The 25,125-nt window shown below is 69.9% G+C and carries 22 protein-coding genes; 3 read left to right on the forward strand and 19 right to left on the reverse strand.

What is annotated here, in order from left to right:
* Position 1 precedes the first annotated feature (1 nt).
* From EOW66_RS09665 to EOW66_RS09710, 10 genes are all read right to left on the reverse strand, one after another.
* Positions 2-415, reverse strand: coding sequence for a hydrogenase accessory protein (locus EOW66_RS09665; RefSeq protein WP_128156175.1), 414 nt, complete (start codon positions 413-415; stop codon positions 2-4).
* Positions 416-425: 10 nt separating this feature from the next.
* Positions 426-746 carry a HypC/HybG/HupF family hydrogenase formation chaperone gene (locus EOW66_RS09670; RefSeq protein ID WP_128156176.1) on the reverse strand — a complete coding sequence of 107 codons (321 nt, stop codon included), beginning with the start codon at positions 744-746 and terminating at the stop codon, positions 426-428.
* Positions 746-1,378 (reverse strand): HyaD/HybD family hydrogenase maturation endopeptidase, encoded by a 633-nt coding sequence (locus EOW66_RS09675; protein WP_128156177.1) that lies wholly within the window; start codon positions 1,376-1,378, stop codon positions 746-748. The genes EOW66_RS09670 and EOW66_RS09675 overlap by 1 nt, the downstream gene beginning before the upstream one ends.
* A gap of 309 nt (positions 1,379-1,687) precedes the next feature.
* Positions 1,688-2,464 carry a Ni/Fe-hydrogenase, b-type cytochrome subunit gene (cybH, locus tag EOW66_RS09680; protein WP_128156178.1) on the reverse strand — a complete coding sequence of 259 codons (777 nt, stop codon included), beginning with the start codon at positions 2,462-2,464 and terminating at the stop codon, positions 1,688-1,690.
* Between the two features lie 48 nt (positions 2,465-2,512).
* A complete protein-coding gene (locus EOW66_RS09685) occupies positions 2,513-4,306 on the reverse strand; it encodes a nickel-dependent hydrogenase large subunit (RefSeq protein ID WP_128156179.1) in 1,794 nt (597 codons plus the stop codon).
* A gap of 3 nt (positions 4,307-4,309) precedes the next feature.
* On the reverse strand, positions 4,310-5,386 hold the full coding sequence (locus tag EOW66_RS09690) for a hydrogenase small subunit (RefSeq protein ID WP_113901003.1): 1,077 nt from the start codon (positions 5,384-5,386) through the stop codon (positions 4,310-4,312).
* 200 nt (positions 5,387-5,586) lie between these two features.
* Positions 5,587-7,839 carry a carbamoyltransferase HypF gene (hypF, locus tag EOW66_RS09695; RefSeq protein ID WP_128156180.1) on the reverse strand — a complete coding sequence of 751 codons (2,253 nt, stop codon included), beginning with the start codon at positions 7,837-7,839 and terminating at the stop codon, positions 5,587-5,589.
* 74 nt (positions 7,840-7,913) lie between these two features.
* A complete protein-coding gene (locus EOW66_RS09700; RefSeq protein ID WP_128156181.1) occupies positions 7,914-9,350 on the reverse strand; it encodes a nickel-dependent hydrogenase large subunit in 1,437 nt (478 codons plus the stop codon).
* Entirely contained in the window at positions 9,347-10,345 is a 999-nt protein-coding gene (locus EOW66_RS09705) for an NADH-quinone oxidoreductase subunit B family protein (protein WP_128156182.1), read from the reverse strand. Before EOW66_RS09705 ends, EOW66_RS09700 begins: the two co-directional genes overlap by 4 nt.
* Positions 10,342-11,652, reverse strand: coding sequence for a sensor histidine kinase (locus EOW66_RS09710; protein WP_128156394.1), 1,311 nt, complete (start codon positions 11,650-11,652; stop codon positions 10,342-10,344). The genes EOW66_RS09705 and EOW66_RS09710 overlap by 4 nt, the downstream gene beginning before the upstream one ends.
* A gap of 210 nt (positions 11,653-11,862) precedes the next feature.
* On the opposite strand from EOW66_RS09710, the gene EOW66_RS09715 reads away from it, so the two are divergent.
* Positions 11,863-13,506, forward strand: coding sequence for an FAD-binding dehydrogenase (locus EOW66_RS09715; protein ID WP_128156183.1), 1,644 nt, complete (start codon positions 11,863-11,865; stop codon positions 13,504-13,506).
* Positions 13,503-14,501: a 2-dehydropantoate 2-reductase gene (locus tag EOW66_RS09720; RefSeq protein WP_128156184.1), complete on the forward strand. Its 999-nt coding sequence runs from the start codon at positions 13,503-13,505 to the stop codon at positions 14,499-14,501. Before EOW66_RS09715 ends, EOW66_RS09720 begins: the two co-directional genes overlap by 4 nt.
* Positions 14,502-14,537: 36 nt before the next feature.
* On the opposite strand, the gene EOW66_RS09725 is transcribed toward EOW66_RS09720, so the two are convergent.
* Entirely contained in the window at positions 14,538-15,701 is a 1,164-nt protein-coding gene (locus tag EOW66_RS09725; protein ID WP_128156185.1) for an MFS transporter, read from the reverse strand.
* A 2-nt stretch (positions 15,702-15,703) separates the two neighbouring features.
* Positions 15,704-16,243 (reverse strand): GNAT family N-acetyltransferase, encoded by a 540-nt coding sequence (locus tag EOW66_RS09730; protein WP_128156186.1) that lies wholly within the window; start codon positions 16,241-16,243, stop codon positions 15,704-15,706.
* A gap of 90 nt (positions 16,244-16,333) precedes the next feature.
* Here EOW66_RS09730 and EOW66_RS09735 point away from each other — a divergent pair, with 90 nt between their 5' ends.
* Positions 16,334-17,221, forward strand: a complete 888-nt coding sequence (locus tag EOW66_RS09735) for a LysR family transcriptional regulator (protein ID WP_206363684.1) — start codon at positions 16,334-16,336, stop codon at positions 17,219-17,221.
* Between the two features lie 31 nt (positions 17,222-17,252).
* On the opposite strand, the gene EOW66_RS09740 is transcribed toward EOW66_RS09735, so the two are convergent.
* The 7 genes from EOW66_RS09740 to EOW66_RS09770 form a co-directional block, all read right to left on the reverse strand.
* On the reverse strand, positions 17,253-18,458 hold the full coding sequence (locus EOW66_RS09740; protein ID WP_128156187.1) for an NAD(P)/FAD-dependent oxidoreductase: 1,206 nt from the start codon (positions 18,456-18,458) through the stop codon (positions 17,253-17,255).
* Positions 18,459-18,790: 332 nt separating this feature from the next.
* On the reverse strand, positions 18,791-19,711 hold the full coding sequence (locus tag EOW66_RS09745) for a serine hydrolase (RefSeq protein WP_128156188.1): 921 nt from the start codon (positions 19,709-19,711) through the stop codon (positions 18,791-18,793).
* A 26-nt stretch (positions 19,712-19,737) separates the two neighbouring features.
* A complete protein-coding gene (locus EOW66_RS09750; RefSeq protein ID WP_113900992.1) occupies positions 19,738-20,691 on the reverse strand; it encodes an ABC transporter ATP-binding protein in 954 nt (317 codons plus the stop codon).
* Complete coding sequence (locus EOW66_RS09755; protein WP_128156189.1) at positions 20,678-21,673, reverse strand: ABC transporter ATP-binding protein; 996 nt, start codon at positions 21,671-21,673, stop codon at positions 20,678-20,680. Before EOW66_RS09755 ends, EOW66_RS09750 begins: the two co-directional genes overlap by 14 nt.
* Before the next feature lie 3 nt (positions 21,674-21,676).
* The gene (locus EOW66_RS09760; RefSeq protein WP_206363685.1) at positions 21,677-22,498 is read right to left on the reverse strand and encodes an ABC transporter permease; all 822 of its coding nucleotides are present in this window, start codon (positions 22,496-22,498) and stop codon (positions 21,677-21,679) included.
* Positions 22,499-22,502: 4 nt separating this feature from the next.
* Entirely contained in the window at positions 22,503-23,438 is a 936-nt protein-coding gene (locus EOW66_RS09765) for an ABC transporter permease (RefSeq protein ID WP_128156190.1), read from the reverse strand.
* Positions 23,439-23,521: 83 nt separating this feature from the next.
* Positions 23,522-25,030 (reverse strand): ABC transporter substrate-binding protein, encoded by a 1,509-nt coding sequence (locus EOW66_RS09770; protein WP_128156191.1) that lies wholly within the window; start codon positions 25,028-25,030, stop codon positions 23,522-23,524.
* Between the last annotated feature and the right edge of the window lie 95 nt (positions 25,031-25,125).

Here is a 25,125-nt window from a genome sequence, read left to right on the forward strand (position 1 = left end):
TTCAGCCTTTCGCGGTCAGGATATGGGTGGTGCGGGCGATGTAATCGTCCCAGTCGCGGATCTTCTCGATCGCGCCGAGGAACACGCCGTCGCGGTAGAACAGGAACGCCGGCGTGCGCAGCGCGCGGGTCTCCTCGCGCAGCTGCGCCTCGATCGCGTCGCCGACCACGGCGCAGTCGAAGGCGTGCTGGAAGGCCATGCGCAGCTCGGGCAGCACCACGGCGGCGTCGGGCGTCTCGAGGTTGCGCTTCGCGTTGCCCGGCACCAGCAGGCAATGCGCGCCGGGCCGGGTGGTGAACTCGGCCAGATCCGAGCGGTTGCCCAGCAGCGGCCAGCCCAGCTCGGCGATCAGCCGCGCCACGAGCGGGTGCATCACGCCCGAGGGGGCAGCATCGGGAAGAACGAGATCGTGCATCGGGCCCTCCTCAGGCGCTGGTCTTGCCGGCGTCGAGCGCGGCCTGCAGATGGGGCGGCAATTGCGGCGCGCGCGCCTCGAGATCGGCGAAGGCGTCGCCCAGCCCCTCGCCCGCCATCAGCGCCCGCAGCCCGCCAAGCGCGGCCGTGATCTTCGCCGCCTCCTCGGCCGCAAGCACCGCGCGCGCGGCACCGAGGAAAGAGAGAACCCAGTCCCCCACCACCGCCTCGGGGGTGAGCGAGAGGTCGACGATGACCGCCCGCCCCTCCTCGATTGCCTCGCCGCGGATGCCCTCGACCGCCGTCAGCTGCACCGGAATGCCCACACACATCACGCAGTCTCCTTGGCTGTCGCGGGGAAGAAACGATCGTCGCCGGTGCGGCAGGCCGCCGCGGCCGAGGGGCGGCCGGTCTCGTAGGCGCCGCGCCGGATCGCGGCATCGGCGAGATCGCCGGTCTCGGTGCGGCCTGCACCCACCGGCACGCCCCAGCGGCAAAGCTCGGCCACCGCCTCGGCAATCGCCGGACCGATCTGCGCCGCCACCGCCGGCCGCAGGCCGCCGCCATAATCCTCGAGCTCGACCGGCTGGCAGCCGATCAGCGTCAGCCGCGCCGGGCAGCCGCCGGTGAATTGCGCCGTCGCCAGCACGTCCTGAAACCCGGTCTGGTGCAGCGACATCTTCTTCGCGCCCATGAAGGCCGGCACGTCCGCGTCGCGCAGCACCCGCAGCGTGCCGGGCGGAAGCCCGAAGTCGATGGCATCGAAGACGAGAAGCGCGTCGGCCTCTTCGAGGAAGGGCAGCAGATAGAGCCCCTGGGTGCCGCCGTCGAGCAGCCGCACCCGTTCAGGCAGCGCACACCGCTCGGCCATCTCCTCGACGCAGCGCACGCCGAAGCCCTCATCCGCCCAAAGCACATTGCCGATGCCGAGGACAAGCACCCGTTCAGGTCGTTCAGCTGGCATAGGTCCCTCCCCTTGACCGTCTGCTGGCAAGAGGCTTTTCGCCCCCGATTGATTCCGAAAGTAATCTTTCCGCCGCGTGTCGCCGCCGAAAAATTCAAGCCCCGGGCATTGTGCCTCATCGCCTTGAAATGACACCGAAATCCGACCGAAACCCTGCCCGGCGAGAGAGGAATTCCGGTAAGGAGCTTACCACCCGGTCGCGAAATCCGGCAATTCATTTTCCGCATGGCAGCCCTGAACGCAAACAGGCGCGGGAGGCTCCCGCGCCTGTCCGTCCGGCCGAGCGGATCACTCGTTACCCATTCCGGTTCAGTCGATCCGGTCGTCCTTGAACATGCGGTGGCCGGAAATCATCGTCGACACCATCGACTGGCGCGACATGATGTCCTCGCGGATCGCGGCATAGATGTGGATGATCATGAAGATCACGATCGCCCACATGCCGAGGTGGTGCAGCGTGTGCAGCCGCTGACTGTTCTGCACGAGGCCCAGAAGCCAGCCCATCGCGGTATCAGGCAGGCTGCCCTGTCCCGCGCCCTCGGCATAAAGCGCCCAGCCGGTGCCGATCATGAAGGTCAGCCCGAGCGTCATGAAGCAGAACATCGCCACATGCGCGAGCGGGTTATGCCCCACATATTTCTTCGGGTGCTTCTCGAGGAACATGTACCAGCGCAGCTCCCACAGCAGTTCGCGCCAGAACCTCCTGTTGAAGATCGGCACGTAAAACATTTGCCGGGCGTGGGAATTTCCGACGAAGGCCCAGTAGATGCGGCCGAAGAAGCCGACCGTCAGGATCATCGCCGCGGCGAAATGGGCAAAGCGGATGTACCCCATCACGAACTGGTCGTAGGCCTCGGCGATCTGCATCGTCGGCAGCGGCCGGCCGATCAGATAGCCGGTGACGCACAGCACGGTGATGGCAAGCGCATTGACCCAGTGCCAGATCCGCACCGGCGCCTGATAGACATAGACCGAGGTGCTGTGGCGGATCGATTCCAGATCCTCGAGCGTCGCATCCCCGGTCAGGCGCGCGGCCTCGAAGATCTCGTGCGCCTCGCGGGCGGGGTGAAAGATCTTGTCACTCATGGCCCGGCCCTCCCCTGGCTCTTGCCTTGATCTGCATCGCTTCCTCCCTCAGCGCACCTTGACCCGGGTCAGTTCCTGACCGTCGGGCGACATCACATGGGTCGAGCAGGCCAGGCACGGATCGAAGCTGTGCAGCGTGCGCAGGATCTCGACCGGCTCCTCGGGGCGCTCCATCTTGGTGTTCATCAGCGAGGCCTCGAAGGCGCCGATATTGCCCTGGGTGTCGCGCGGCGAGCCGTTCCAGGTGGTCGGCACGACGCATTGATAGTTCTCGATGCGACCGTCCTTGATCTTGATCCAGTGGCCAAGCGCGCCGCGCGGCGCCTCGGTCATGCCGACGCCCTTGGCCTCCTTCGGCCAGGTCGAGGGATCCCATTTCTCGACATTCGCCGTCGACTGGTCGCCGTTCCGGATGTTGGCGATCATCTTGTCGAAGAAGTGCCGCTGCAGGCGCGAGCAATACTCGCTTTCAAGCGCCCGCGCCGCAGTGCGGCCGAGCGTCGAGAAGAGGGCATTGAACGGCAGATCCATGGTGCGCAGAAGGCCGTCGACCTGGCTCTTGATGTCCTCGTGGCCCTTGGCATAGCCCACGACATAGCGGGCAAGCGGCCCCACCTCCATCGCGTGGCCCCGCCAGCGCGGCGCCTTGATCCAGGAGTATTTCGCCGACTCGTCGAGTTCGACGATATTGGTGCGGGTGCCCTTGGCGTTCGGGCCAAGCTCGTAATGCGGGGTGGTCTCGCCGTCCCAGGGGTGCAGCCCCTTGCCCGGCTCGCCATAGGTGTACCAGGAATGATCGACGAATTCCTGCACCTGCTCGGGGTCGCGCGGATCGACGTCGTGGACCTCGCTGAGGTTGCCGTTGATGATCGCGCCGCGCGGCAGGTGGAGTTGTTCGGGGCTGAAATCGTTCGGGTTTTCCGGGATGTCGCCATAGGCGAGGCAGGCCTGCGAGGAGAGCCCGCCGCCATAGAGCCAGTTGCGATAGAAACCGCCGATCGCGATCACGTCGGGGATGTAGACATTGCGGTTGAACTCGGCCGACTTGTCGATGATCGAGGAGACGAGGTTCAGCCGCTCCATGTTGATCGCGCCGACCGAGCCGACGCCGTCGATGTTGATCGGGCACGGCACCCCGCCCACCAGCCAGTTCGGATGCGGGTTCTTGCCGCCGAAGATGGTGTGGACCTTGACGATCTCCTTCTGCAGATCAAGCGCCTCGAGGTAATGGGTCGTCGCCATCAGATCCGCCTCGGGCGGCAGCAGATAGGCGGGGTTGTCCCAGTAGCCGTTCTTGAAAAGCCCGAGCTGCCCGCTTTCGACGAACTTCTTCAGACGGTTCTGCACGTCGCGGAAGTAGCCGGGGGAGGACAGCGGGTGGCTCGGGCTCACCGCCTGCTGCAGCTCGGAGGTGGCCTTCGGATCGGCGCGGAGCGCATTCACCGGGTTCACCCAATCGAGCGCATGCAGGTGATAGAAATGGACGATGTGGTCGTGGATCTGCAGCGCCAGCTGCATCATGTTGCGGATCGAGTTCGCGTTGTCCGGGATCTGGATGCCAAGCGCATCCTCGACCGCGCGCACCGAGGTCAGCGCATGGGTGCCGGTGCAGACGCCGCAGATCCGCTCGGTGAAGGCCCAGGCGTCGCGCGGATCGCGGCCCTTCAGGATGACCTCGAGCCCGCGCCACATCGTGCCGGTCGAGACCGCGTTGCGGATGATGCCGTTCTCGTCGACGTTCACCTCGCAGCGCATGTGGCCTTCGATGCGGGTGACCGGGTCGACGACGATGCGCTTGCCGGTAGTGTCGAGGGTGAAGCCGTTCGGGGTCTGGGTGGTCATGGCTTACGCCTCCTCGTTCTTCTTCTGCGCGCGCTTCAGCGCGGAGACGGCGGCATGCACCGCCACGGCGCCGCCGACGACGGCGGCCGCGGTGCCGCCGACCTTGTCGGCGTTCGCCTCGATGCCGAATTGCTTGATGTTGGTCAGCCGGTCATAGAACGAGCCCTGATCCCAGAACCCGTCTTCCGAGCAGCCGATGCAGCCGTGCCCCGACTGGATCGGGAAGGACACGCCGTCGTTCCAGCGCACCGTCGAGCAGGCGTTGTAGGTCGTCGGCCCCTTGCAGCCCATCTTGTAGAGGCAATAGCCCTTGCGCGCATATTCGTCGTCCCAGTGCTCGACGAACTGGCCGGCGTCGAAATGCGGCCGGCGATAGCATTTGTCATGGATGCGCTGGCTGTAGAACATCGCCGGGCGGCCCTGACGGTCGAGTTCCGGCAGCCGGTCGAAGGTCAGCATGTAGGTGATGACGCCGGTCATCACCTCGGCGATGGGCGGGCAGCCCGGCACCTTGATGATCGGCTTGTCGGTGATGACCTTGTGCACCGGCGTCGCCCGCGTCGGGTTCGGCGCCGCCGCCTGCACGCAACCGTAGGACGCACAGGCGCCCCAGCTGATGATCGCCTTCGCATGTTCGGCGGCGTGTTTCAGCTGCTCGACGAAGGGCTTGCCGCCGACGATGCAGAACATGCCGTCCTCGTTGAGCGGCGGGTTGCCCTCGACCGCGAGGATGTAGTTGCCCTTGTATTTCTCGATCGTGTCCTGAAGCGCCGCCTCCGCCGCCGTGCCCGCCGCCGCCATCAGCGTGTCGTCGTAATCGAGCGAGATCATGCTCAGCACGACGTCCTTCGCCAGCGGATGGGCCGAGCGGATGAAGCTTTCCGAACAGCAGGTGCACTCGAGCCCATGCACCCAGATGACGGGCGTGCGCGGCTTCGTCTCCATCGCCTCGGCGATCTTCGGCACGTAAGCCGGGCCAAGGCCAAGCGCCGCCGCGGTGAGCGAGCAATATTTCATGAAGCTGCGGCGGGTGATCCCCTGACGCCGCATCACGTCATAGAAGGTTTCGATTGTCGACACTGGTCCCTCCCTGGCCCGTTCGAGGCGCGGGGCCCGGGGGCCTGCGCGCTGTATTCCTTGGTATGCAGGGGGATGACGGGCTCTGCCAAAGGGATTTCACCCTCTGGCATACCATGTGTTTTTATCGTAAAATCAATGGATTGGTGCGATCTCTTCCGCGCCGGGCGGCAAGCGCGTGACCGCTTGCGCCGCGCGACTGGTCAGGGGCTTTCCGACTGCGCTGCAGCGACGAGGGCCTGACCAAGTGCCAGCCCGCCGTCATTCGCCGGCACCCGCCGGTGGGTCAGCACAGGCAATCCGGCCAGCGCGGCGCAGGTCAGCTCGTGCAGCAGCGCGTTCTGGAACACCCCGCCCGACAGCGCCACCGCCCGCGCCCCTCCGGCCTCGACCAGTGCCCGCGCCGGGGTAGCAAAGGCCTCGGCAACCCAGTGGTGGAAGGCAAGCGCGAGAGCGCCCGGATCGGCACCGCCCAGTTGCGCCGCCCTCAGCTCCCGCAGCAAAGCTGGGGGCGCGAGCGCGCCGCCCCGCGGGGCGGGGGCGCCGAAGCGGGGCTTCGGCGCCCCCGCCCGCCCGGCCCGTCGTGCCAGCACTTCCAGCCGCATCGCCGCCTCGCCTTCGTAGCTTTGCCGCATCGGGCAGATCCCGAGACAAGCCGCGACCGCATCGAAAAGCCGCCCCGCGCTTGACGAGAGCGGCGCGTTGATCCCCTTCGCCGCCGCCTGCCGGGCGAGATCGCGTGGGGCGTCCGGAAAGAGCGCATCGGCCCAGTCCGAAAGCCCCGCCGCATCAAGCCGCACCAGCGCATTGCGCCAGGGCTCGATCTGCGCGCGGTCGCCGCCGATCAGCGGTGCGGGTTCCAGCCAGACCCGCCGCTCAACCCCCGCGTAATCGCCAAGCAGGATCTCGCCGCCCCAGACCGTGCCATCGGGCCCGAGGCCGAGCCCGTCGAGCACGATCCCCGCCACAGGCCCGCCCTCGCGCGGCCAGAGGTTCTCGCCCAGGCACGCGGCCAGATGCGCATGATGGTGCTGCACCGCGACAAGCCGCAGCCCCTCGGCCGCGGCCCGCGCCTGCCCGTGGCGTGTCGCGCGGAAATCGGGGTGCAGATCGGTCGCCACCACGGCCGGGTGATGATCGAAGAGCACGGCATAATCGGCGTCAGCCTGCTGGAACGCCTCCCAGGTCAGCGCCTCGTCCAGCTCGCCCAGATGATGGCCAAGCAGCGCCTGCCCGTTCTTGATCAGACAGATCGCCGCCTTCATCTGCCCGCCATAGGCGACGACCGGCGGCGCGTCCGCGAAGCCCGGCGGCAGCTGCAGCGTGCCCGGCACATGCCCCCGCGCGCGGCGCAGCACCATCGGCGGATCGGCCCGCACCACGCTGTCATCCAGCCGCCGCGCGATCTCGCGGTCATGCATCAGGAAGCCGTCGGCAAAGGCCGCAAGCTTCTCGCGCGCCTCGGCGTTGCCGATCACCTGCGGCTCGCCCGAGAGATTGCCCGAGGTCATCACCAGCACGCCGCCGAAGGCATCGAGCAGAAGGTGATGCAGCGGCGTATAGGGCAGCATCACGCCCAGACTGTCGATCCCCGGCGCCACGACCTCGGGGAGCGTGCCGCGCGCGGGCATCAGCACGACCGGGGCCGCGGCGTCGCGCAGCGCCGCCACCGCGGCGTCCGAAACCTCGACGATCGCCGCCAGATCCGCCTCCCGCGCCATCAGCGCGAAGGGTTTTCCCGGCCGGTGCTTGCGCGCACGCAGGGCCGCCACCGCCCCGGCATTGGTCGCATCGCAGGCGAGGTGAAAGCCCCCGAGCCCCTTCACCGCGACGATGCCCCCGGCCTTCAGCCGCGCCACAGCCAAGGCAATCGCATCGCCCGCAACCTCGCCGCCGCCCTCCTCATACCACAGCCGCGGCCCGCAGTTGGGGCAGGCGATCGGCTGGGCGTGAAAGCGGCGATCGGCCGGGTTGCGATACTCCGCGCCACAGTCCGGGCACATCGCGAAAGGCGCCATCGTCGTGCGCGCCCGGTCATAGGGCAGCCCCTTCAGGATGGTGAAGCGCGGCCCGCAATGGGTGCAATTGGTGAAGGCATAGCCGCGCCGTCGCCCGTGCCCACGGATCTCCTCGAGGCAGGCCGGACAGGTCGCGGCGTCGGGCGTCACCCGGGTCTCGGCCCCCGCGCCTCGCGACGCGGTGATCTCGAACCCCTCGGGCGGAGCGTCAAAGGTATAGGCCGAGACCTCGACCGCATCGACCCGCGCCAAGGGGGGCGCCCCGGCCCGGATCGCCGCGGCGAGATCGCCGATCTCGCCCGCCACCCGCACCAGCACCCCCTCGGGATCGTTCAGCACATGGCCGCAAAGCCCCCGCGCATGGGCGAGCTGCCAGATGAAGGGGCGAAACCCCACCCCCTGCACCTGGCCGCGCACCCGGATCTGAACGCCATCCATCCCGCTTCCCTTTTTCTTGGGAAAAATACTCCGGGGGTCCGGGGGCAGCGCCCCCGGGGCTCCCTCGCCGCGCCTCAATGCACCGTGCAGACCATGCACGGATCGAACGATCGCACCACATGCTGCACCGCAACCGGGGTGTCCTCGCCCGCCGCCACCGGCGCCCCGACAAGTGCGGCCTCCAGAGGCCCCGGCACGCCAGCCCCGTCGCGGGGCGAAAAGTTCCAGGTCGTCGGCGCGATGATCTGGTAAGACGCGATCCGCCCGCCCTCGATCCGCAGCCAATGGCCAAGCGCGCCGCGTGCTGCCTCGACCAGCCCGGCGCCCTGCCCGACCTCGGAGATCTTCCCTTGCGTGATGAAACGCGCCCCGGGGTCGATGCCGCGGGCCAGATCCTCCATCACCAGCTGCGTGCGCGCAAGCTCCAGAAGCCGCGCCGCCACCCGCGCCAGCACCCCACCGCCGCCGGCCGCCAGCGCGCGCGCAAGCGGGTGGCCATCGACCACCTGCCGGGCGAGCGCACCGACCTCGGCCGGCGCCCCCGCCAGCCGCGGCGCCTTGCACCAGCTGTAGGCGCCCGGGCGCATCGCCTCGTCGGGCCGGGTCTCGGCGGCGAAGGGATGCGCGGTCTCGCCAAGCATCCAGGCGTGGCTCAGATCCTCGGCAATCGCCGCCTCCGCCACCGGCTGCACGGCCCCGTCCTGCCACAGGCCGGGGGCATAGATCCGCCTGTCTTCAAGCGGATAGGCGCCAAAGCTCAGGTAACGTCCGGCGCCGCGGCCAAGCCCGGCAAGGCCGGTGTCGGCGGCGATCTGCAAAAACAGTCCGACGTCGCCGCGGCCCCAGCCGAGCAGGGCCTCGACCGTCTGAAGCGCCACAAAATCCTCGAGCGGGCCGCCGAAGACCACCTCCTCGAGGTAACGGCGAAAGGCGCGCAGGGTGATCTCGATGCGCAGCTTCTCGCGCGGGCCGGGCGCCCGGGTGACACCGCCGGGCTGGATCGCCAGCGTATGCGGCCATTTCCCCGCCATCAGCCCGAGGATATGCATGAGGCTCGCCCGCGCCTCGATCGCCGCGCGCTGCGCGCCGCCCTCGATCGCGGTGAACCGCGCCACCGCGCGCGGGAACCAGCCCCGGCCGGCATAGGCCGGGCGGGTGAAATCGGGCATGAAGAACAGGTTGAAATGCAGCAGGTGGTCCGAGACGTTCTCGACCGCATGGATCAGCGCCGCCATCGCTGCGCCCTGCGGCGTCGGCACCAGCCCCATCGCCGCGCCAAGCGCCCGCGCCGCCGCCGCCGACTGGCTGATCGAGCAGATGCCGCAGATCCGCGGCGCGATGGTCAGCGCGTCGCGCGGGTCCTTGCCGTCGAGCATCCGCTCGAAACCGCGATAAAGCGGTGCATTCACCTCGGCCGCGGCCACGGCGCCCTCGGCGATGTCGAGATGCACCTCGAGATCGCCCTCGACCCGGTTGAACGGTCCGACGACCAGCCGCGTCGGCCCGCTCATCGCCGGCCCTTCGGCTTGCGCAGCGTGGGCGGGGTCTCGATCCGGTCGGCGGTGGCGTTGGTGGCGATCCGCGCCGGCGTCGCGGCCTTGCTGAGCGAGGCGAGCGCCATGAACCAGGCCTTCGGCATGTCGGTCGGCAGCCCGACCGGAATGCCCGCGATCTTCGGCGTCTCGCCGAAGGCGTGGCGCGGCTCCTCGAACTCGGGCGCGGTGCAGCTGATGCAGGGGTAATTGCCGCGCGTGCAGCTGCCCTCGCCGTTCCAGGGCCGGATGTTGCAATCGCCCACCGCCTGGGTGCCGATGCAGCCGAGGTTCTCCATCATGCAGCCCATCTCTCCGGGCACGATCGCCGAGGCCTTGTATTCATAGAACTCGTTCTTCGGGCAGCCGTGATGCACGAGGTGCTGGGCATAGAAGAGCGGCCGGCCGAAGGCATCGAGATCGTCGGGCCCGAGCGTTCCCGCCGCCAGCATCAGCAGCGTCTCGGTCACCCAGCCCGGATGGGTCGGGCAGCCCGCGACATTGATGACGGGCAGGCCCGAGCGGGCACGGAACCCGGCCGGCAGCGCGCCGCCCGGATGGGCGCCGTCATAGTGCACGCCAACCGCATCGGAGGGGTTGCCGCCCGCCGTCGTCACCCCGCCATAGGCCGCGCAGGTGCCGACGGCGACGACGTTTTCCGCCATCGGCGCCAGGCTGCGCAGCCAGTCAAGCAGCGAGCGCCCGGTGCCCGACAGCATCTGGAACCGCCCGGTGCCGCGCGGCCCGCGCGCAATCGCCCCCTCGACGGCGAGGATATCAAGCGCCACCTCGCCCGCTTCGGCGGCCGCAAGGATCGCGCGCGCCTCGGCCCCGGTCTCGAGGCTCAGCCCCGGGTGCCACAGGAAGCGCAGCCCCGCCCCCGAGAGCGTGTCGAAGAGGTTCGGATCTTCTGCGCACAGAAGCGACATCGTGCAGCCGCCGCAGCCGGCCGCCTGCAACCACAGGATGTTCATACGCTCTCCCCCGTCGCAAGCGGCAGATCGAAGCTGAAGCAGGCGCCGCCAAGCGCGCTGCCGCTCGGGCACAGCCGCAGCCGGCCGCCGTGCTCCTCGACGATCTTGTTGCTGATCGACAGGCCAAGCCCGGTGCCGCGGCCGACCGGCTTCGTGGTGAAGAACGGGTCGAACACCGCCTGCGCCAGATCCTCGGGCACGCCCGGGCCGCTGTCGGCGACCGAGAGCACGCCGCGATCGCCCGCGACGCGCGCCGAGATCTCGATCGCGCCCTCGGTTCGGCCCTCGAGCGCGTCGATCGCGTTTTGCACAAGGTTCATCGCCACCTGCTGGATATGCCCGGGCCGGCCCTTCACCTTCAGCACGGGCAGGCCGGTGAAGCGCACCTCGGCCATGGTCTTCGAGCCGCGCCGCACCCAGGTGGCGGCGATCCGTGCGGTCTCGACCAGATCGAACTCGACCATCTCGCCCGAGCCCTCGGCCGAGAGCCGGCGCAGATCCTCGACGATGTCGCGCACCCGCTCGGCGCCGTCGCGCGCGCCGCGCACCGCGTCGCGCAGGTTGCGCACCTCGCGGTCAAGCTTCAGCTCCTCGCGCAGCGCCATCAGCCGCTCGCGGCTCGCGCCCTGCGCCACCTGCTCGAAATAGGCCTCGAACTTGCCGGCATAGCGTTCGAGCGCATGGGCATTGGCGTAGACGAAGGAGATCGGGTTGTTCAGCTCGTGTGCCACCCCCGCCAGCAGCCGGCCGAGCGAGGCGAGCTTTTCGTTGCGCACAAGCTGCGCCTGCGCCGCCTTCAGCTCCTCGTGGCCGCGCGCGAGCGCCGAATAGGCCTGCCGCAGCTCGCCCAGCGGCCGGCCGGTCAGCACATAGCCCACCACCCGCTGCCGCTCGTCAAGCCGCGGGCTGACCGACAGTTCCAGCGGCGCCGGGCCCGTCGGACCGCGCAGCGCACCCTCGAGCGTCACCGGCCGGCGGCTGTTTGCGGCCTCGGCCAGCGCCGCATCAAGCGCCGCCATCGTCTCCGGCTCGACCATCTCGGCAAGCGGCCGCCCGTGCCAGTCGGCGGCCCCGCGCCCGGTCAGCGTGCCGACCGAGGCCGAGGTCTCCACCACCTCGCCCGCGCGCGAGACGACGATCAGCGCATCCGACACGCTGGCGAGGATCGAGCCGAGGAACGAGCGCATGTCCTCGAGCGCGTGGTTCTGCCGCTCGAGCCGCTCCTGATAGTCGACGAGATCGGCATAGGTGCGATCGACGGCGGAGAGCACGTCCATCCAGACCTCGTCGCCCGCCGCCCGCGCCATCTCGTCAAGGCCGGGCGCGCCCGGAACCCCGCGGGGCAGGGTCGGCTCGGCGGGCCCGGGGGCCCCTATCTGCGCGCGATGTGCCATGGCCGCGAGCATATCCGCATGCACCTCGCGCGCAAGCCCCGGCGCTGACGCTGCGTCGTTATGGACGCCGCGCCCGGTCCTGCCCCAGCATCGGGCCGGGAGGCCTTGTCTGGGGAGGAGACAATGCAGGAGACACCCGAGGTGATCGTCGTCGGCGCCGGCCTTGCGGGCCTGGTTGCAGCCTGCGAGCTGCTCGACCGCGGCCGGCGCGTGACGATCCTCGAGCAGGAGCCGCGGGCAAGCCTCGGCGGGCAGGCGTTCTGGTCGCTCGGCGGGCTGTTCATGGTCGACACACCCGAGCAGCGCCGGATGCGGATCCGCGACAGCGCCGAGCTGGCGCTCTCCGACTGGCTCGGCTCGGCGGGCTTCGACCGCACCGAGGATGCCTGGCCGCGCCGCTGGGCCGAGGCCTATCTCGCCTTCGCCGCGGGCGAGATGCGGGCCTGGCTGCATGGGCTCGGGATGCGCTGGTTCCCGGTCGTGGGCTGGGCCGAGCGCGGCGGCGGGCTGGCGGACGGGCATGGCAATTCGGTGCCGCGCTTCCACGTCACCTGGGGCACCGGGCCCGGGGTGCTGGCCCCCTTCGTCGCCCGCGTCCGCGCGGCCGAGGCCGAAGGGCGGCTCAGGCTGCGCTTTCGCCACCGCGTCACCGCGCTTTGCGGCGGCCCCGCGGGCATCACCGGGGTCGAGGGCGAGATCCTTGCCGAAGATGCCGCGGGGCGCGGCATGGAAAGCACGCGGCAGATCACCGGCCATTTCGAGATCGCCGCCGAGGCGGTGATCGTGGCGAGCGGCGGCATCGGCGGCAACGCCGACCTGGTGCGGCAGAACTGGCCGGTCGAGCGGCTCGGCCCGCCGCCCGAAAGCATGGTCTGCGGCGTGCCCGCCCATGTCGACGGGCTGATGATCGGCCATGCCGAGCGCGCCGGCGCCCGGGTCATCAACAACGACCGGATGTGGCATTACACCGAGGGCATCCGGAACTGGGATCCGATCTGGCCGAACCACGGCATCCGGATTCTGCCCGGCCCCTCCTCGCTGTGGTTCGACGCCGAGGGCAACCGCCTGCCCGCGCCCTGCCTGCCGGGCTTCGACAGCCTCGGCACGCTCGCCCATCTGTGCCGCACCGGCCAGCCGCATTCGTGGTTCGTCACCACCCAGGCGATCGCGAAGAAGGAATTCGCGCTCTCGGGGTCGGAGCAGAACCCCGACCTGACGGGCAAGGACATCGCGCTTCTGCTGCGCAGCCGGCTTGGCCGGGCCGCGGCGCCGCCGCTCGAGGCGTTCATGCGGCACGGCGAGGATTTCGTCGTTGCCCGCGGGCTTGAGGAACTGGTGGCCGGGATGAACCGGATCGGCGCGCGGCCGATCGCGGCCGATCATCTGCGCGCGCAGATCGAGGCGCGCGACCGCGAGCTGGCAAACCCCTTCGCCAAGGACGTGCAGATCACCGCCCTGCGCGGCGCGCGGGCCTATCTCGGCGACCGGCTGATGCGCACGGCGCGGCCGCACCGGATCCTCGACCCGAAGGCCGGACCGCTGATCGCGGTGCGGCTGCACGTTCTGACCCGCAAGACGCTGGGGGGCATCGAGACCGACCTGACCGGGCAGGCGCTTGGCGCGGACGGACAGCCGATCCCGGGCCTTTTCGCCTGCGGCGAGGCGGCGGGGTTCGGCGGCGGCGGCTATCACGGCTATAACGCGCTCGAGGGCACGTTTCTGGGCGGCTGCCTGTTCTCGGGCCGCGCCGCGGGGCGGGCGGCATGAGGATCGGCGTCTTCGGCGCGGGGGCGGTGGGCGGCTATGTCGGTGGCTGTCTTGCGGCCTCCGGCGCCGAGGTGGTGCTTGTCGGCCGCGCGCCGCGGATGGCGGCGCTGCGCCGCGACGGGCTGTGGCTGACCGACCTCGACGGCCGCGACAGCCGCACCCGCGCCTTTGTCGCAAGCGATGATCCGCGGGCGCTGGCCGGCTGCACGCTGATCCTGGTGGCGGTGAAATCCGCCGCGACCGGCGAGGCCTCCCGCACCCTCGCGCCGGTGCTGGCGCCGGGCAGCACGGTGCTGAGCCTGCAAAACGGGCTGCGCAATGCCGCCCGGCTGGCCTGGACCCTGCCCCGGGTCGAGGTGCTTGCGGGCATGGTGCCCTTCAACCTCGTCACCGGCCCGGACGGGCGCCACCACCGCGCCACCTCGGGCCGGATCGCCGCCGACATCCGCGCCGCGCGCTTCGCCCCGGTCTTCGCCCGGGCCGGGCTGCCGCTCGATCTGCGCACCGACATGGAGGCGGTGCTCTGGGGCAAGCTTTTGCTCAACCTCAACAATGCGGTCAACGCGCTGTCCGGCCTGCCGTTGCGCGCCGAACTCGCGCAGCGCGACTACCGCCGGGCGCTGGCGCTCGCCCAGACCGAGGCGCTTGCGCTGCTGCGCGCCGAAGGGCGGGTGCGCCCGGCGCAGCTGACGCCGCTGCCGCCCGGATTGCTGCCGCGGCTGCTGGCACTGCCCGACCCGCTGTTTCGCCGCCTCGCCGGGGCGATGCTGCGCATCGACCCGACGGCGCGCTCGTCGATGGCCGACGATCTCGATGCCGGCCGGGCGTCCGAGATCGACTGGATCAACGGCGAGGTGGTGGCGCTGGCCGGCCGGCTGGACCGGCAGGCGCCGGTGAATGCGCGGCTGTGCGCACTGATCCGTGCCGGACACCGCCCGATCGCGGCTGCCGCACTGCTGGCAGAGCTGCGCAACGCGGCAGCCGCGCGCCCCTGAGGAAGCCGCCGGCGCCCCCCCTGTCCCGGACCCGGCTCAAAATGCCGTGCGACGGCGCAGGAACAGCGCCGCGGCGGCGGCGGCGATGACCAGGGCGAGGGCGAGGCTCAGCCACAGCGCGGCGGCGGGCCCTGCCCGCGCGATCAGCATGGCATAGAGAAGCGGCGCGGCGGCGGCGGCATAGAAGGACGGGGCGATCAGCCGCCCGGCAATCACCGCGTAATCGGCAACCGGGAACAGCACGAGCGGCAGACTGCCGCGCGCGATGGTCAACAGCCCGTTGCCCGCGCCATAGCCCAGCACGAAAACCGCCGCGCCCGGCCCTGCCCCGGCAATCGCCGGCCCCGCCGCCATGCCGAGGGTGAGAATGCCGGCCGCAACCAGCGCCAGCGCCCGCGGATCGAGCCGGCGACCGAGCACGATCTCGAGCAGTCGCGCCGTCGATTGCGCGATGCCCGGTGCCGCGGCAAGGGCGACGACGGTCTCAGTGCCGATCCACCGCCCGGTCAGAAGCGCGATCAGATGCGCCGAAAGGCCCGAACTGAGAAAGGCCGTCGCCGCGACGATGGCAGCGAACAGGCGGGCGGCCGTGCGGGCCTCGACCGGGATCATCGCGTGGCGTGGCGCGGCAGTGCCGCCCCCGCCCTGCCCCGCGGCCGGCAACAGCCGGTAGAGCGGCAGCATGGAAAGCGCGATCGCCGCATAGACCAGCAGCGCCCCGCGCCAGCCAAGCGCGCCCTCGAGCAGGTGGCCGAGCGGCCAGAACAGGCTCGAGGCGAGACCGCCGAGCAAGGTGATCTGCGACAGCGCCGGCCGCGCGGCGCTGCCGCCCGCCTGAACGAGCGCGGCAAAGGCCGCCTCGTAAAGGCACATCCGCATGCCGAGCCCGAGAACGCCCCAGCCGGCGAGATAAAGCCCCGCCCCCGGCGCCACGGCCAGCATCGCGCAGCCAAGCGCCAGCAGCAGCGAGCCCGCGCTCATCACCGCCCGCCCGCCATGGCGGTCGAGCCCGCGGCCAAGCGCGGCCGAGCTGAGCCCCATCACCGCAAGCGCCAGCGAGAAGCCGCCATAGGTGAGCGCCGGGCCGAAGCCCGGCTCGGCCGCAATCGCCGGGCCGAAGACGCCGAGCGCGTAATAGGACAGGCCCCAGTTCACCAGCTGGGTCAGCCCGATCGCGGCGACGGTGCGGCGCGCCAGCATGGCTAGCCCTCGAAAGGCGCGCCGTCACCCGGACCAAGCGGGCGCTGCATCAGCACGGAATCGAGCCAGCGCCCGTGCTTCCAGCCGACCGAGCGCAGCGTGCCGACCGGCTCGAACCCCATCGCGCGGTGCAGCCCGATCGAGGCGGCATTGGCGCTATCGCCGATCACCGCGACCATCTGCCGGAACCCCGCCGCGGTGCACTCGGCAATCAGCGCCTGCATCAGCGCGCGGCCGACGCCAAGCCCCTGCGCCGGCGGCGCGACATAGACCGAATTCTCGACCGTGCCGCGATAGGCCGGGCGCGGCCGGTAGGCGCCGGCATAGGCATAGCCGACAACCTCGCCCTGCCGCAGCGCGACGAGATAGGGATAGCCCGCCGTGACCACCTTCTGCCAGCGCGCCTGCATCTCGGCGAGATCCGGGGGATCAAGCTCGAAGCTTGCAGTGCCCGCGCGCACCGCCTCCGCATAGATCGCCTGGATGGCGGGAAGGTCATCGGCCCGGCAAGGCCGCAAGGTCAGGGGAAAGGCGCCGCTCATGCTCTGCTCCGCAAGGATGTTGCGGGCACGATGGCATTCCGGCTGGCAAAAGGAAATGCTATGCCTCTTATGCAACCGATAAGGAAAACCTTGAAGAACATCCTGACCCTGCGCCATCTCGACCTGCTTGCCGATGTGGCCGAGCTTGGCAGCTTCTCGGCCGCGGCCGAGAAGGAAGCGCTCTCGCAGCCCGCGGTGAGCCAGCAGATCCGCGCGCTCGAGACCTTCTTCGGCCTGCGCCTGATCGAGCGCAGCGGCCGGCACATGCGGCCGACCGAGGCCGGGCGGGTGGTGCTCGCCGGTGCGGGCCGGATCCGCGACGAGGTCGAGGCGATGCAGGAGGCGGTGCAGCCCTTCCGCGCCGGCCGCGCCGGGCGGGTGCGGATCGGCACCGGCGCCACCGCCTGCATCTATCTGCTGCCGCCGATCCTTGGCGCGCTGAAGCGGCGCATGCCCGGGCTCGAATGCACCGTGCGCACCGGCAACAGCCCCGAGATCCGCCGTCTGGTCGAGGAAAACGCCCTCGACCTCGGCCTTGTCACCCTGCCCGCACCGGGCCGCTCGCTCGAGGTCACGCCGATCTTCGACGAGGATCTGGTCGCAGTCTTTCCCGCGGCCGAGGCGCCTGCGGGGCCGATGACCGCGGCGGCCCTCGCCGCCCGGCCGCTGGTGCTTTACGAGGACGCGGGCCACACCCGGCTGCTGATCGACGGCTGGTTCGCCGCGGCCGGGCTGCAGCCGAAGCCGGTGATGGAGCTTGGCAGCGTCGAGGCGATCAAGGAGATCGTCGGCGCCGGGCTCGGCTGGTCGGTGCTGCCCGCCGCCTCGGTGCGGCCGGGCAAGGCGGGCGGGCTCGGCGCGGTGCCGCTCGAGCCGCGGCTCGGCCGCAGCCTCGGGCTGGTGCTGCGCCGCGACAAGCGGCTGACCGCGGGGCTGCGCGAGGTGATCGCGGCGCTTCGGGCGGGGCTGCGCGGCTGACCGCCGCCCCACCCCACCCCGCCGCGTCCGCTCAGACGATCGCCTGTTCGAGGAAGGGCCGGCCCTCGGCGATGCGCTCGAAGCGCATGTCGCTCAGGTCGATGCTGCGATAGCCGCCATAGGTGATGAGCTCCATCACCGCGCGGCCGACCGCCGGGCCCTGCTGCAGCCCGTGCCCGGAAAACCCGTTCTGGAAGATGAAATTCGTCACCTCGGGGTGGCGGCCGACGATGCCATTCTGGTCGAAGGTATTGTAATCGTAATGCCCGGCCCAGAAGCGCACAAGCTTCAGCGCCTCGAAATTCGGCGAGCGTTCGGCCAGCGCCGGCCAGATCTGCTCTTCCCATTCCGGGTGGTCGGGCTCGAAATCGTCGTAATCGGGCGGCAGGTCGGTCTCGGGCACGCCGCCGGCGATGAAGAAACGCCCCTCGGGCCGACACCAGACCCCGGTCGGATCGACCATCAGCGGCAGCCGGCCATCGTTCACCCGCGCCGTGCCCTCGGGCGTGCCGGCGGCATCGAAGACGAAGAGCGTGCGCTTGCGCGGCTCGACCGGCAGCTCGAGCCCGGCCATGCGCGCCACGCGCCCGCCGCGCGGCCCGGCGGCGTTGACGATCGTGCCGGCGCCGACCGTGGCCCCCGATTTCAGCGTGACGCCGGTCACCCGGTTGCCCGCACGCGCAATCGCCACCACCTCGTCGGCGACGAAATCGACGCCGAGCGCGCGCGCCTTGCGCCGGGCCCCCGCCATGATCCCGGTGTTGTCGAACCAGCCCTCGCCGCTCAGCCCGTAGGAGGCCAGCAGAACGTCCCCGGTGTTCAGATGCGGGAAGGCCCATTTCAGCTGGTCGGCATCCCACAGCTCGACCTCGGCGCCGGCGGCCCGCTGCACCGCGTGGTTCTCGCGCAGGATGCGGACCTGATCGTCGGTATTGGCGATGAAGAGGTAGCCGCCCGGATGATAGCCAAGGCTGGGCCGGTCGCCCTCGACCTCCATCAGATCGGGGAAGTCGCGGATGAAGTCATGGCCGAAAAGGCCGATCTCGACATTGGCGCGGTTCGAGAACTGCACCCGGATGCCCGAGGCCGAGAGCGCGGTCGAGGCGGTGGCATAGCTCGGGTCACGCTCGACCACCAGCACCGTGCCGTCGAAATCCGGGTTCGACGCCAGCCAGTAGGCGGTGCAGGCGCCCATCACGGCCCCGCCCACGATCACGACATCATACTGTTCACGCATCTTCGGTCTCGTCCTCGACAATCCGTTCGGGCCCGGAACCGCCGGGCGCGGGCAAGGCCGGCGCACCAGTTCTCCCGGGCCCGCGGACAGCTGGCCGCGACCTGACCGGCAACACATCCGGAACGGGGGAACCGGGACGAGGCCCGAGGTCGGGCGCCGTCGCCCGATGCGCCAAGACTGCCGCGCGGCACCGCGAAACGCCAATTCGGATTGGACCCGACCTCATTCCGGAACGGAATGATTTTTCGGATGCGGCGGCGCAGGGGCGCGCGCCGATGCAAAACGGCCGGCCCTGCCGGGCCGGCCGCGTGGTCAGCGGAACGGAAAACCGCTCAGAGCGGGGCAGCCTCGAGCAGCCGGCTGGCGAAAAGCGCCCCGATCTGCGGGAAGACCTCGGGCCGGTCCTCGCAGATTTCCTTGCCCTGGGTCATCAGGCACAGGATCAGCGGCGCCTGCCCGGGCAGCGCGACGCGGATCAGGTCGTGCTTGTAATAGGACGCGCGCGGATCGCCGGTCCAGGAATTGCGCCCGGCCTTGCTCCACAGCGTCGCCTCGTCGGGCATCCCGCCGCCCAGATATTCCGACACCTGGAAATGCGGCGAGGCGGCCTTCTCGCTGGTGCGATCACGCAGCAAGATGTCCTGTGCGCGGTGGCGAGCCGCCGCCCCCAGCGGCACCTCGCCCGCGAACAGCTCGGCAAACAGCCGCGCCGCCGCGGCCGGGGTCAGCGCGTTCAGGTAATCGCCCTCGGGCCCGGCATATTGCGCCTCGCGGCCATAGCGGGTGTCGTCCATCAGCTTTTGCGTGATGTTGCAGCCGGCGAACTCGGACCAGCCGAGCGCCAGGAAGAAGCGGTTCAGCCCCTCGCGCCGCGCCCGCCACTGCGCGAATTCCGCCCCCTCGAGCCGGGTGTCGCCGGTGGTGCCGGTGACGAGGTCGATGATGTAATTCGTCGCGGTGTTCGAGGACCAGGCGATCATGTCATGCATCGCGCGGTCGAGGTCGTCGTGTTCGGCCACCGCCCCGGCCTCGATCCGGTTCAGCACATGGACGAGGTGAAAGGCCTTCACCAGGCTGCACGGGTAGCAGCGCCAGTCGCCGCGATAGGCAAAGCCGGCCGGCGCCGGCCCCTCGCGCAGCGCGACGAAGCCGAAATTGTCGGGCCGCAGCCCCTGCCCGGCGAACCGTTCGATCAGCTCGGCGGTCAGGGTCTCGCAGCGCTGCGTCCACTCGGTATCAGTTTTGAAGTCCATGGTCTTGCTTTCAGGTTCGGGAAATCTCAGCAGGCCTTGTCGCAGCGCACCGCGCCCGAGGGCGGCAGCGGGCGCAGGGCCTGGGGGCGGGCACAGCCGGCCTCGGCCAGCGGGCAACGCGGCGCAAAGCGGCAGCCCTCGACGACGGCGAAGGGATCGGGGATCTCGCCGCGGATCGCGGCGGCGGCCTCGTGGGGCGCATGCAGGTCGGGCACTGCCTCGATCAGGGCGCGGGTGTAGGGATGGCGCGGCGCGGCGAAAAGGCGGGCGCTGTCGTCAAGCTCGACGATCTCGCCCAGATACATCACCGCCACCCGGTCACACAGATAGCGCACCACATTCATGTCATGGCTGATGAAGACGATCGTCAGCCCCTTGTCGCGGTTCAGCCGGCGCAGCAGGTTGATGATCTGCGCCTGCACCGAGGCATCCAGCGCCGAGACCGGCTCGTCGGCCACCAGCACCTCGGGGCCCGAGCACAGCGCCCGTGCGATCGAGACGCGCTGCCGCTGCCCGCCCGAGAGCGCATGCGGAAATTTCGCCGCCACCTCCTGCGGCAGGCCGACCTCGTCGAGCATCTGCGCCACCAGCGCCCGCCGCCCGGCCCGGCCAAGCCCGGCCCGGTAGCGTGCGATCACCTCGTCAAGCTGGGCGCCGATCGTCATCCGCGGATCGAGCGAGGAATAGGGATCCTGAAACACCATCTGGATGCGGCCCGCCGGGTCCGGCCCGTCGAGGGCCGCACCGTGGAAGCGGACACTGCCCGCATTCGCCGGCTGCAGCCCGACGCCGATGCGCGCAAGCGTGCTCTTGCCGCAGCCCGATTCCCCGACAATGCCGAGGATCTCGCCGCGCGCGACCGACAGATCGACGCCGCGCACCGCGTGCAGCCAGACCCTGTCGCGGCGGGCCAGCCTGTCAAGCAGCCCATGCCGCACCGGGAAACGGCGTGCCACGCCACGGAACTCAAGAAGCGACATCGGGCACCTCCGACAGGATGCAGGCATCGAGATGGCCCGGGGCGGTGCCCGGCCGCGGCAGCAGCCCGGGCGCGGCTCCGCTGCCACAATCCTCGCGGGCGAGGCGGCAGCGCGGCGCAAAGCGACAGCCGGGCGGGGGCGCGATCAGGCCGGGCGGGCTGCCCTCGATCGGCACCAGATCCCGGCCGCGGCTTGCCTGTCCGGGCAGCGCCGCCAGCAGGGCGCGGGTGTAGGGATGGGACGGGTGGTCAAGCACCTCGCGCACCGCGCCGGTCTCGACGATGCGGCCGGCATACATCACCGCCATCCGGTCGCAGACCTGCGACACCACGCCCAGATCGTGGGTGATCAGGATGATCGCGGTGCCGGTGCTGTCGCGCCGCTCGCGCAGCAGCCGCAGGATCTGGTCCTGCACCGTGACGTCGAGCGCGGTCGTCGGCTCGTCGGCGATAATCAGCCGCGGCCGCAGCGCCAGTGCCATCGCGATCACCACGCGCTGACGCAGCCCGCCCGAGAGCTCGTGCGGATAGGCGTCAAGGCGGCGTTCGGGCGAGGTCACATGCACGTCGCGCAGCAGCCCGAGCGCCGCCTCCCGCGCCTCGGCCCGGCTGACCTTGCGGTGGCGCAAGATCACCTCGGCGATCTGCCGGCCGATCCGCATCGTCGGGTTCAGCGCGGTGAGCGGATCCTGGAAGATGAAGGCGACCTCGCGGCCGCGCACCTGTGCCAGCGCGCGCTCGGGCATGGCGGCAAGGTCGCCCACCCCGTCGAGCAGGATCTGCCCGCCCGCGACGCGCGCCGGCGCGCCGCCGAACAGGCGCAGGATGGACCGGCAGGTGGCCGACTTGCCGCAGCCCGACTCGCCGACGATGCCGAAGATCTCGCCCGGGGCGACGTCGAGGCTGACCCCGTCGACCGCGCGCACGATCCCCGCCGGGCCGCTGAACTCGGTCCTGAGGTTGCGGATGCTGAGAAGGCTCATGGCTTATCCCTTCGGCTTCAGCGCGACCGACAGCCCCTCGCCCACAAGCGAGAAGGCGATGCCGATCCAGACGATGGCGAAGCCCGGAAACACGGTCATCCAGGGCGCCTCGCGCATGTAGTCGATGCTCTCGACGATCAGGATGCCCCATTCCGGCGCCGGCGGCTGGACCCCGAGGCCGAAGAAGGACAGCGCCGCCACCGCCTGCACCGTCAGCACCACGTCCGACATCGCGTAGACCAGCGCCGGGGTGACCGCATTCGGCAGGACATGGCGCAAGAGCACCCGCAGCTTGCCGAAGCGCAGCACCCGCGTCGCCTCGATGTATTCGAGCCGGGCGATGAGGATGGTCTCGCCGCGCACGATGCGGGCATAGCCGATCCAGTTCACCACGAAGAAGGCGATGTAGAGGTTCGCCTCGCTCGCCCCGAGCACGCCGACGATGGCCAGCACCAGCACGTAGAACGGAAAGGCCCAGACGACATCGGTCAGCCGCATCAGCGCAGCATCGACCCAGCCGCCGAAGAAGCCCGCGACAAGGCCGACCATGGTGCCTGCCAGCATCGGCACGAAGACGCAGACGACCGCGATGCGCAGGTCGAACACCGCCCCGGCAAGGACCCGGGTGAAGATGTCGCGACCGAAATTGTCGGTGCCGAACCAGTGGCTTGCGGACGGCGCCTGCATCGCCGCGCCGAAATCGAGCGCATAGGGATCCCAGGGCGAGAACCAGGGCGTCAGCGCCGTCGTCGCAAGCGTCAGCGCCAGCATCGCGAGGCCGGCCGCGCCCGCCGGGCTGCGCAGAAGATGGGTCAGGATGCGCAAGGGCCTACTCCAGTCGCACGCGCGGATCGGCCAGCGCGTAACAGATGTCGGTGACGAGGTTCACGATCACCACCATGATCGCGAAGAACACGGTGAGGCCGCGGATCACCGGCAGGTCGCGCGACACGATCGCGTCGATCAGCAGGCTGCCGAGACCGGGCACCGAGAAGATCTTCTCGACCACCACGGTGCCGCCGATGATCCAGCTGACCCGCACCCCGATGATCGAGATCGTCGAGATCAGGCTGTTGGGCAGCACGTGGCGGGTGAACACCTGCGCTCCGCTCAGCCCCTTGGCGCGGGCGGTATCGACGTAATCGGCCTTCAGCGTGTCGATCAGCGCGGCGCGCAGGCTTTGCTGGATCAGCGCCGCGGTCGACAGCCCGACGACGAGCGAGGGCAGGAACAGCCGGTAGAGGTTTTCCCCCACCCCCTGCCCGACACCGCCGGTCGGGAACCAGCCAAGCCCGAGCGCGAGCCACAAGATCAGCACATAGCACAGCCAGAACGGCGGCATCGCGATCAGCGCGACGAAGACGTGCCGGATCGCGCCGTCGACCACCGTGCCGCGTCTGAGCGCCGCGAGAATGGCGAAGGGCAGCGCCACGGCCAGCGCGATCAGCGTCGAATAGGCGACGATCGCGAGGGTATAGGGCAGCCGCTCGGCCACCAGCCCGATCACCGGCATCTTGTGGAAGATCGACACGCCGAAGCTGCCGGTCAGGCAGTCGCGCAGGAAATAGAGGTATTGCACCCAGAGCGGCTGATCGAGGCCCCAGAGCTTGCGCATCGCGGCAAGCTCCTCGGGGCTCGCCCGGGTGCCCATGGCGCGCGAGGCCGGATCGCCCGGCATCACCTGCAACAGCAGGAAGCCGAGCAGCGTGATGCCGATCAACACCGGGATCAGCATCACGAGCCGTTTGAGAATGACCTGGAACATCGTCCGTCCGCTGGCTGGAAAATGCCCGCCCCCGGTCGGAGGCGGGCCAGGACCGGCGCGACACAGGCCGCGCCGGCAGGGGATCATTTCGCGATCGTCACGTCCTCGAGCCGGAAGTTCGAGGTCGGCAGCACCGAGAAGCCCTTCACGTAGTCCTTCTCGGCCCAGACCGTCGCCGGGTGATAGAGGAAGAGGAAGGGCGCCCCGTCATGCAGGATCTGGATCATCTCGCGGAACATGGCGCCGCGCTCGGGCCCGTTCACGGTCTTGCGCTCCTGCGCATAAAGCGCGTTCAGGCGCTCGTTCTTCCACTCGGTGTGATAGGCGTTGGCGCGCTCGGGATTGACCGCGACGAAGCCGATGATCTGGTCCGGGTCGATCGTGTCCGAGGTCGTGTAGCTGAGCGACATCTGATAGCCGCCCGCCTTCGTCGTCTCCCACTGGGTGCCGCTCTCGAGCATCTGGATCTTCACCTTGACGCCAACCTGGGCGAGCATCGCCTGCAGCGCGATCGCGGTGTTGCGCTGCGTCGCGATGCCGGAATCGACCAGCATCTCGGCCTCGAAGCCCTCGGGATAGCCCGCCTCGGCCAAAAGCGCCTTCGCCTTTGCCGGGTCGTAGGGATAGGGCGTCAGCGCCGGATCGGCATAGGCCATCACCGGCATCGCCGAGGCCGCAGGCGTGCCCTCGCCATAGAGCACGCCCTTGATCAGCGCGGTCTTGTCGATGGCATAGTTCAGCGCCTGACGCACCTTCTCGTTGCCAAGCGGCGCATAGCGGGTGTTGAGCTGCACGAAATCGGCGCGGTAGGGGGTGACGGAGCCCGTGGTGATCCCCGGTTCCGCCTTCAGTGCGGCAAGCTGGTTCAGCGGCGGGTCAAGCGCCACATCGACCTCGCCCGCCTCGAGCTTGATCACCCGCGCCGAAGGCTCGGTCACCACCTCGAGCACCGCCTCGTCGACGGCGGGCTTGCCGGCCTGCCAGTAATAGGGGTTCTTCACCAGTTCGAGCGAGGCGCCGCGCGTCCATTTCTTCAGCACGAAGGGGCCCGAGCCCACCGGCGCATCGAAGAAGGCGGCGCCCTTCGCCTCGAGCGCGGCCTTCGGCAGGATCGCGGCGGCGAACAGCGCGAGGTTGTTGAAGGCCGGGGTGAAGGGCTCGCTCAGATGCATCACGATCTCCCGCGGGTTCGGGATCTCGAACCGCGTGATCGGGCGATAGAACCGGCCCCAGCCCGATTCCTCCGAGGCCGCACGCTCGATCGAGAACTGAACATCCTCGGCGGTCACCGGCGTGCCGTCGGAGAACTTCGCGTCGCGCAGCTTGAAGCGGATGGTCAGCCCGTCGTCGGACACGGTCCAGCTTTCGGCCAGCCCCGGTTCCAGCTTGGTGCCGGTCGCATCGGGGCGCACCAGGGTGTCGTAGATCAGCAGCTGCGTCCAGATCGAGCCGTTGTCGCTCGTCGCGATCGGGTCAAGGCTGACCGGATCGTAGCCCATCGCCACGCGCAGCGTCTCCGCCTCGGCCGACAGCGCCGCCAGCGACAGCGTCGATGCCAGCAGCAGGGCCCGGAAATTCAGTCTCGTCTTCATCGGCTTGGTCCTTCCTCGCCTGTTGGTGCGATGCGCCGTTCCGCACGCGGTCGGTCGCTTGTTCTGAGGCAATGTTAGACAAGCGGCAGATCGGT

Origin of the sequence: Paenirhodobacter huangdaonensis, assembly GCF_004022465.1 — a bacterium.
Classification (GTDB): domain Bacteria; phylum Pseudomonadota; class Alphaproteobacteria; order Rhodobacterales; family Rhodobacteraceae; genus Rhodobacter; species Rhodobacter huangdaonensis.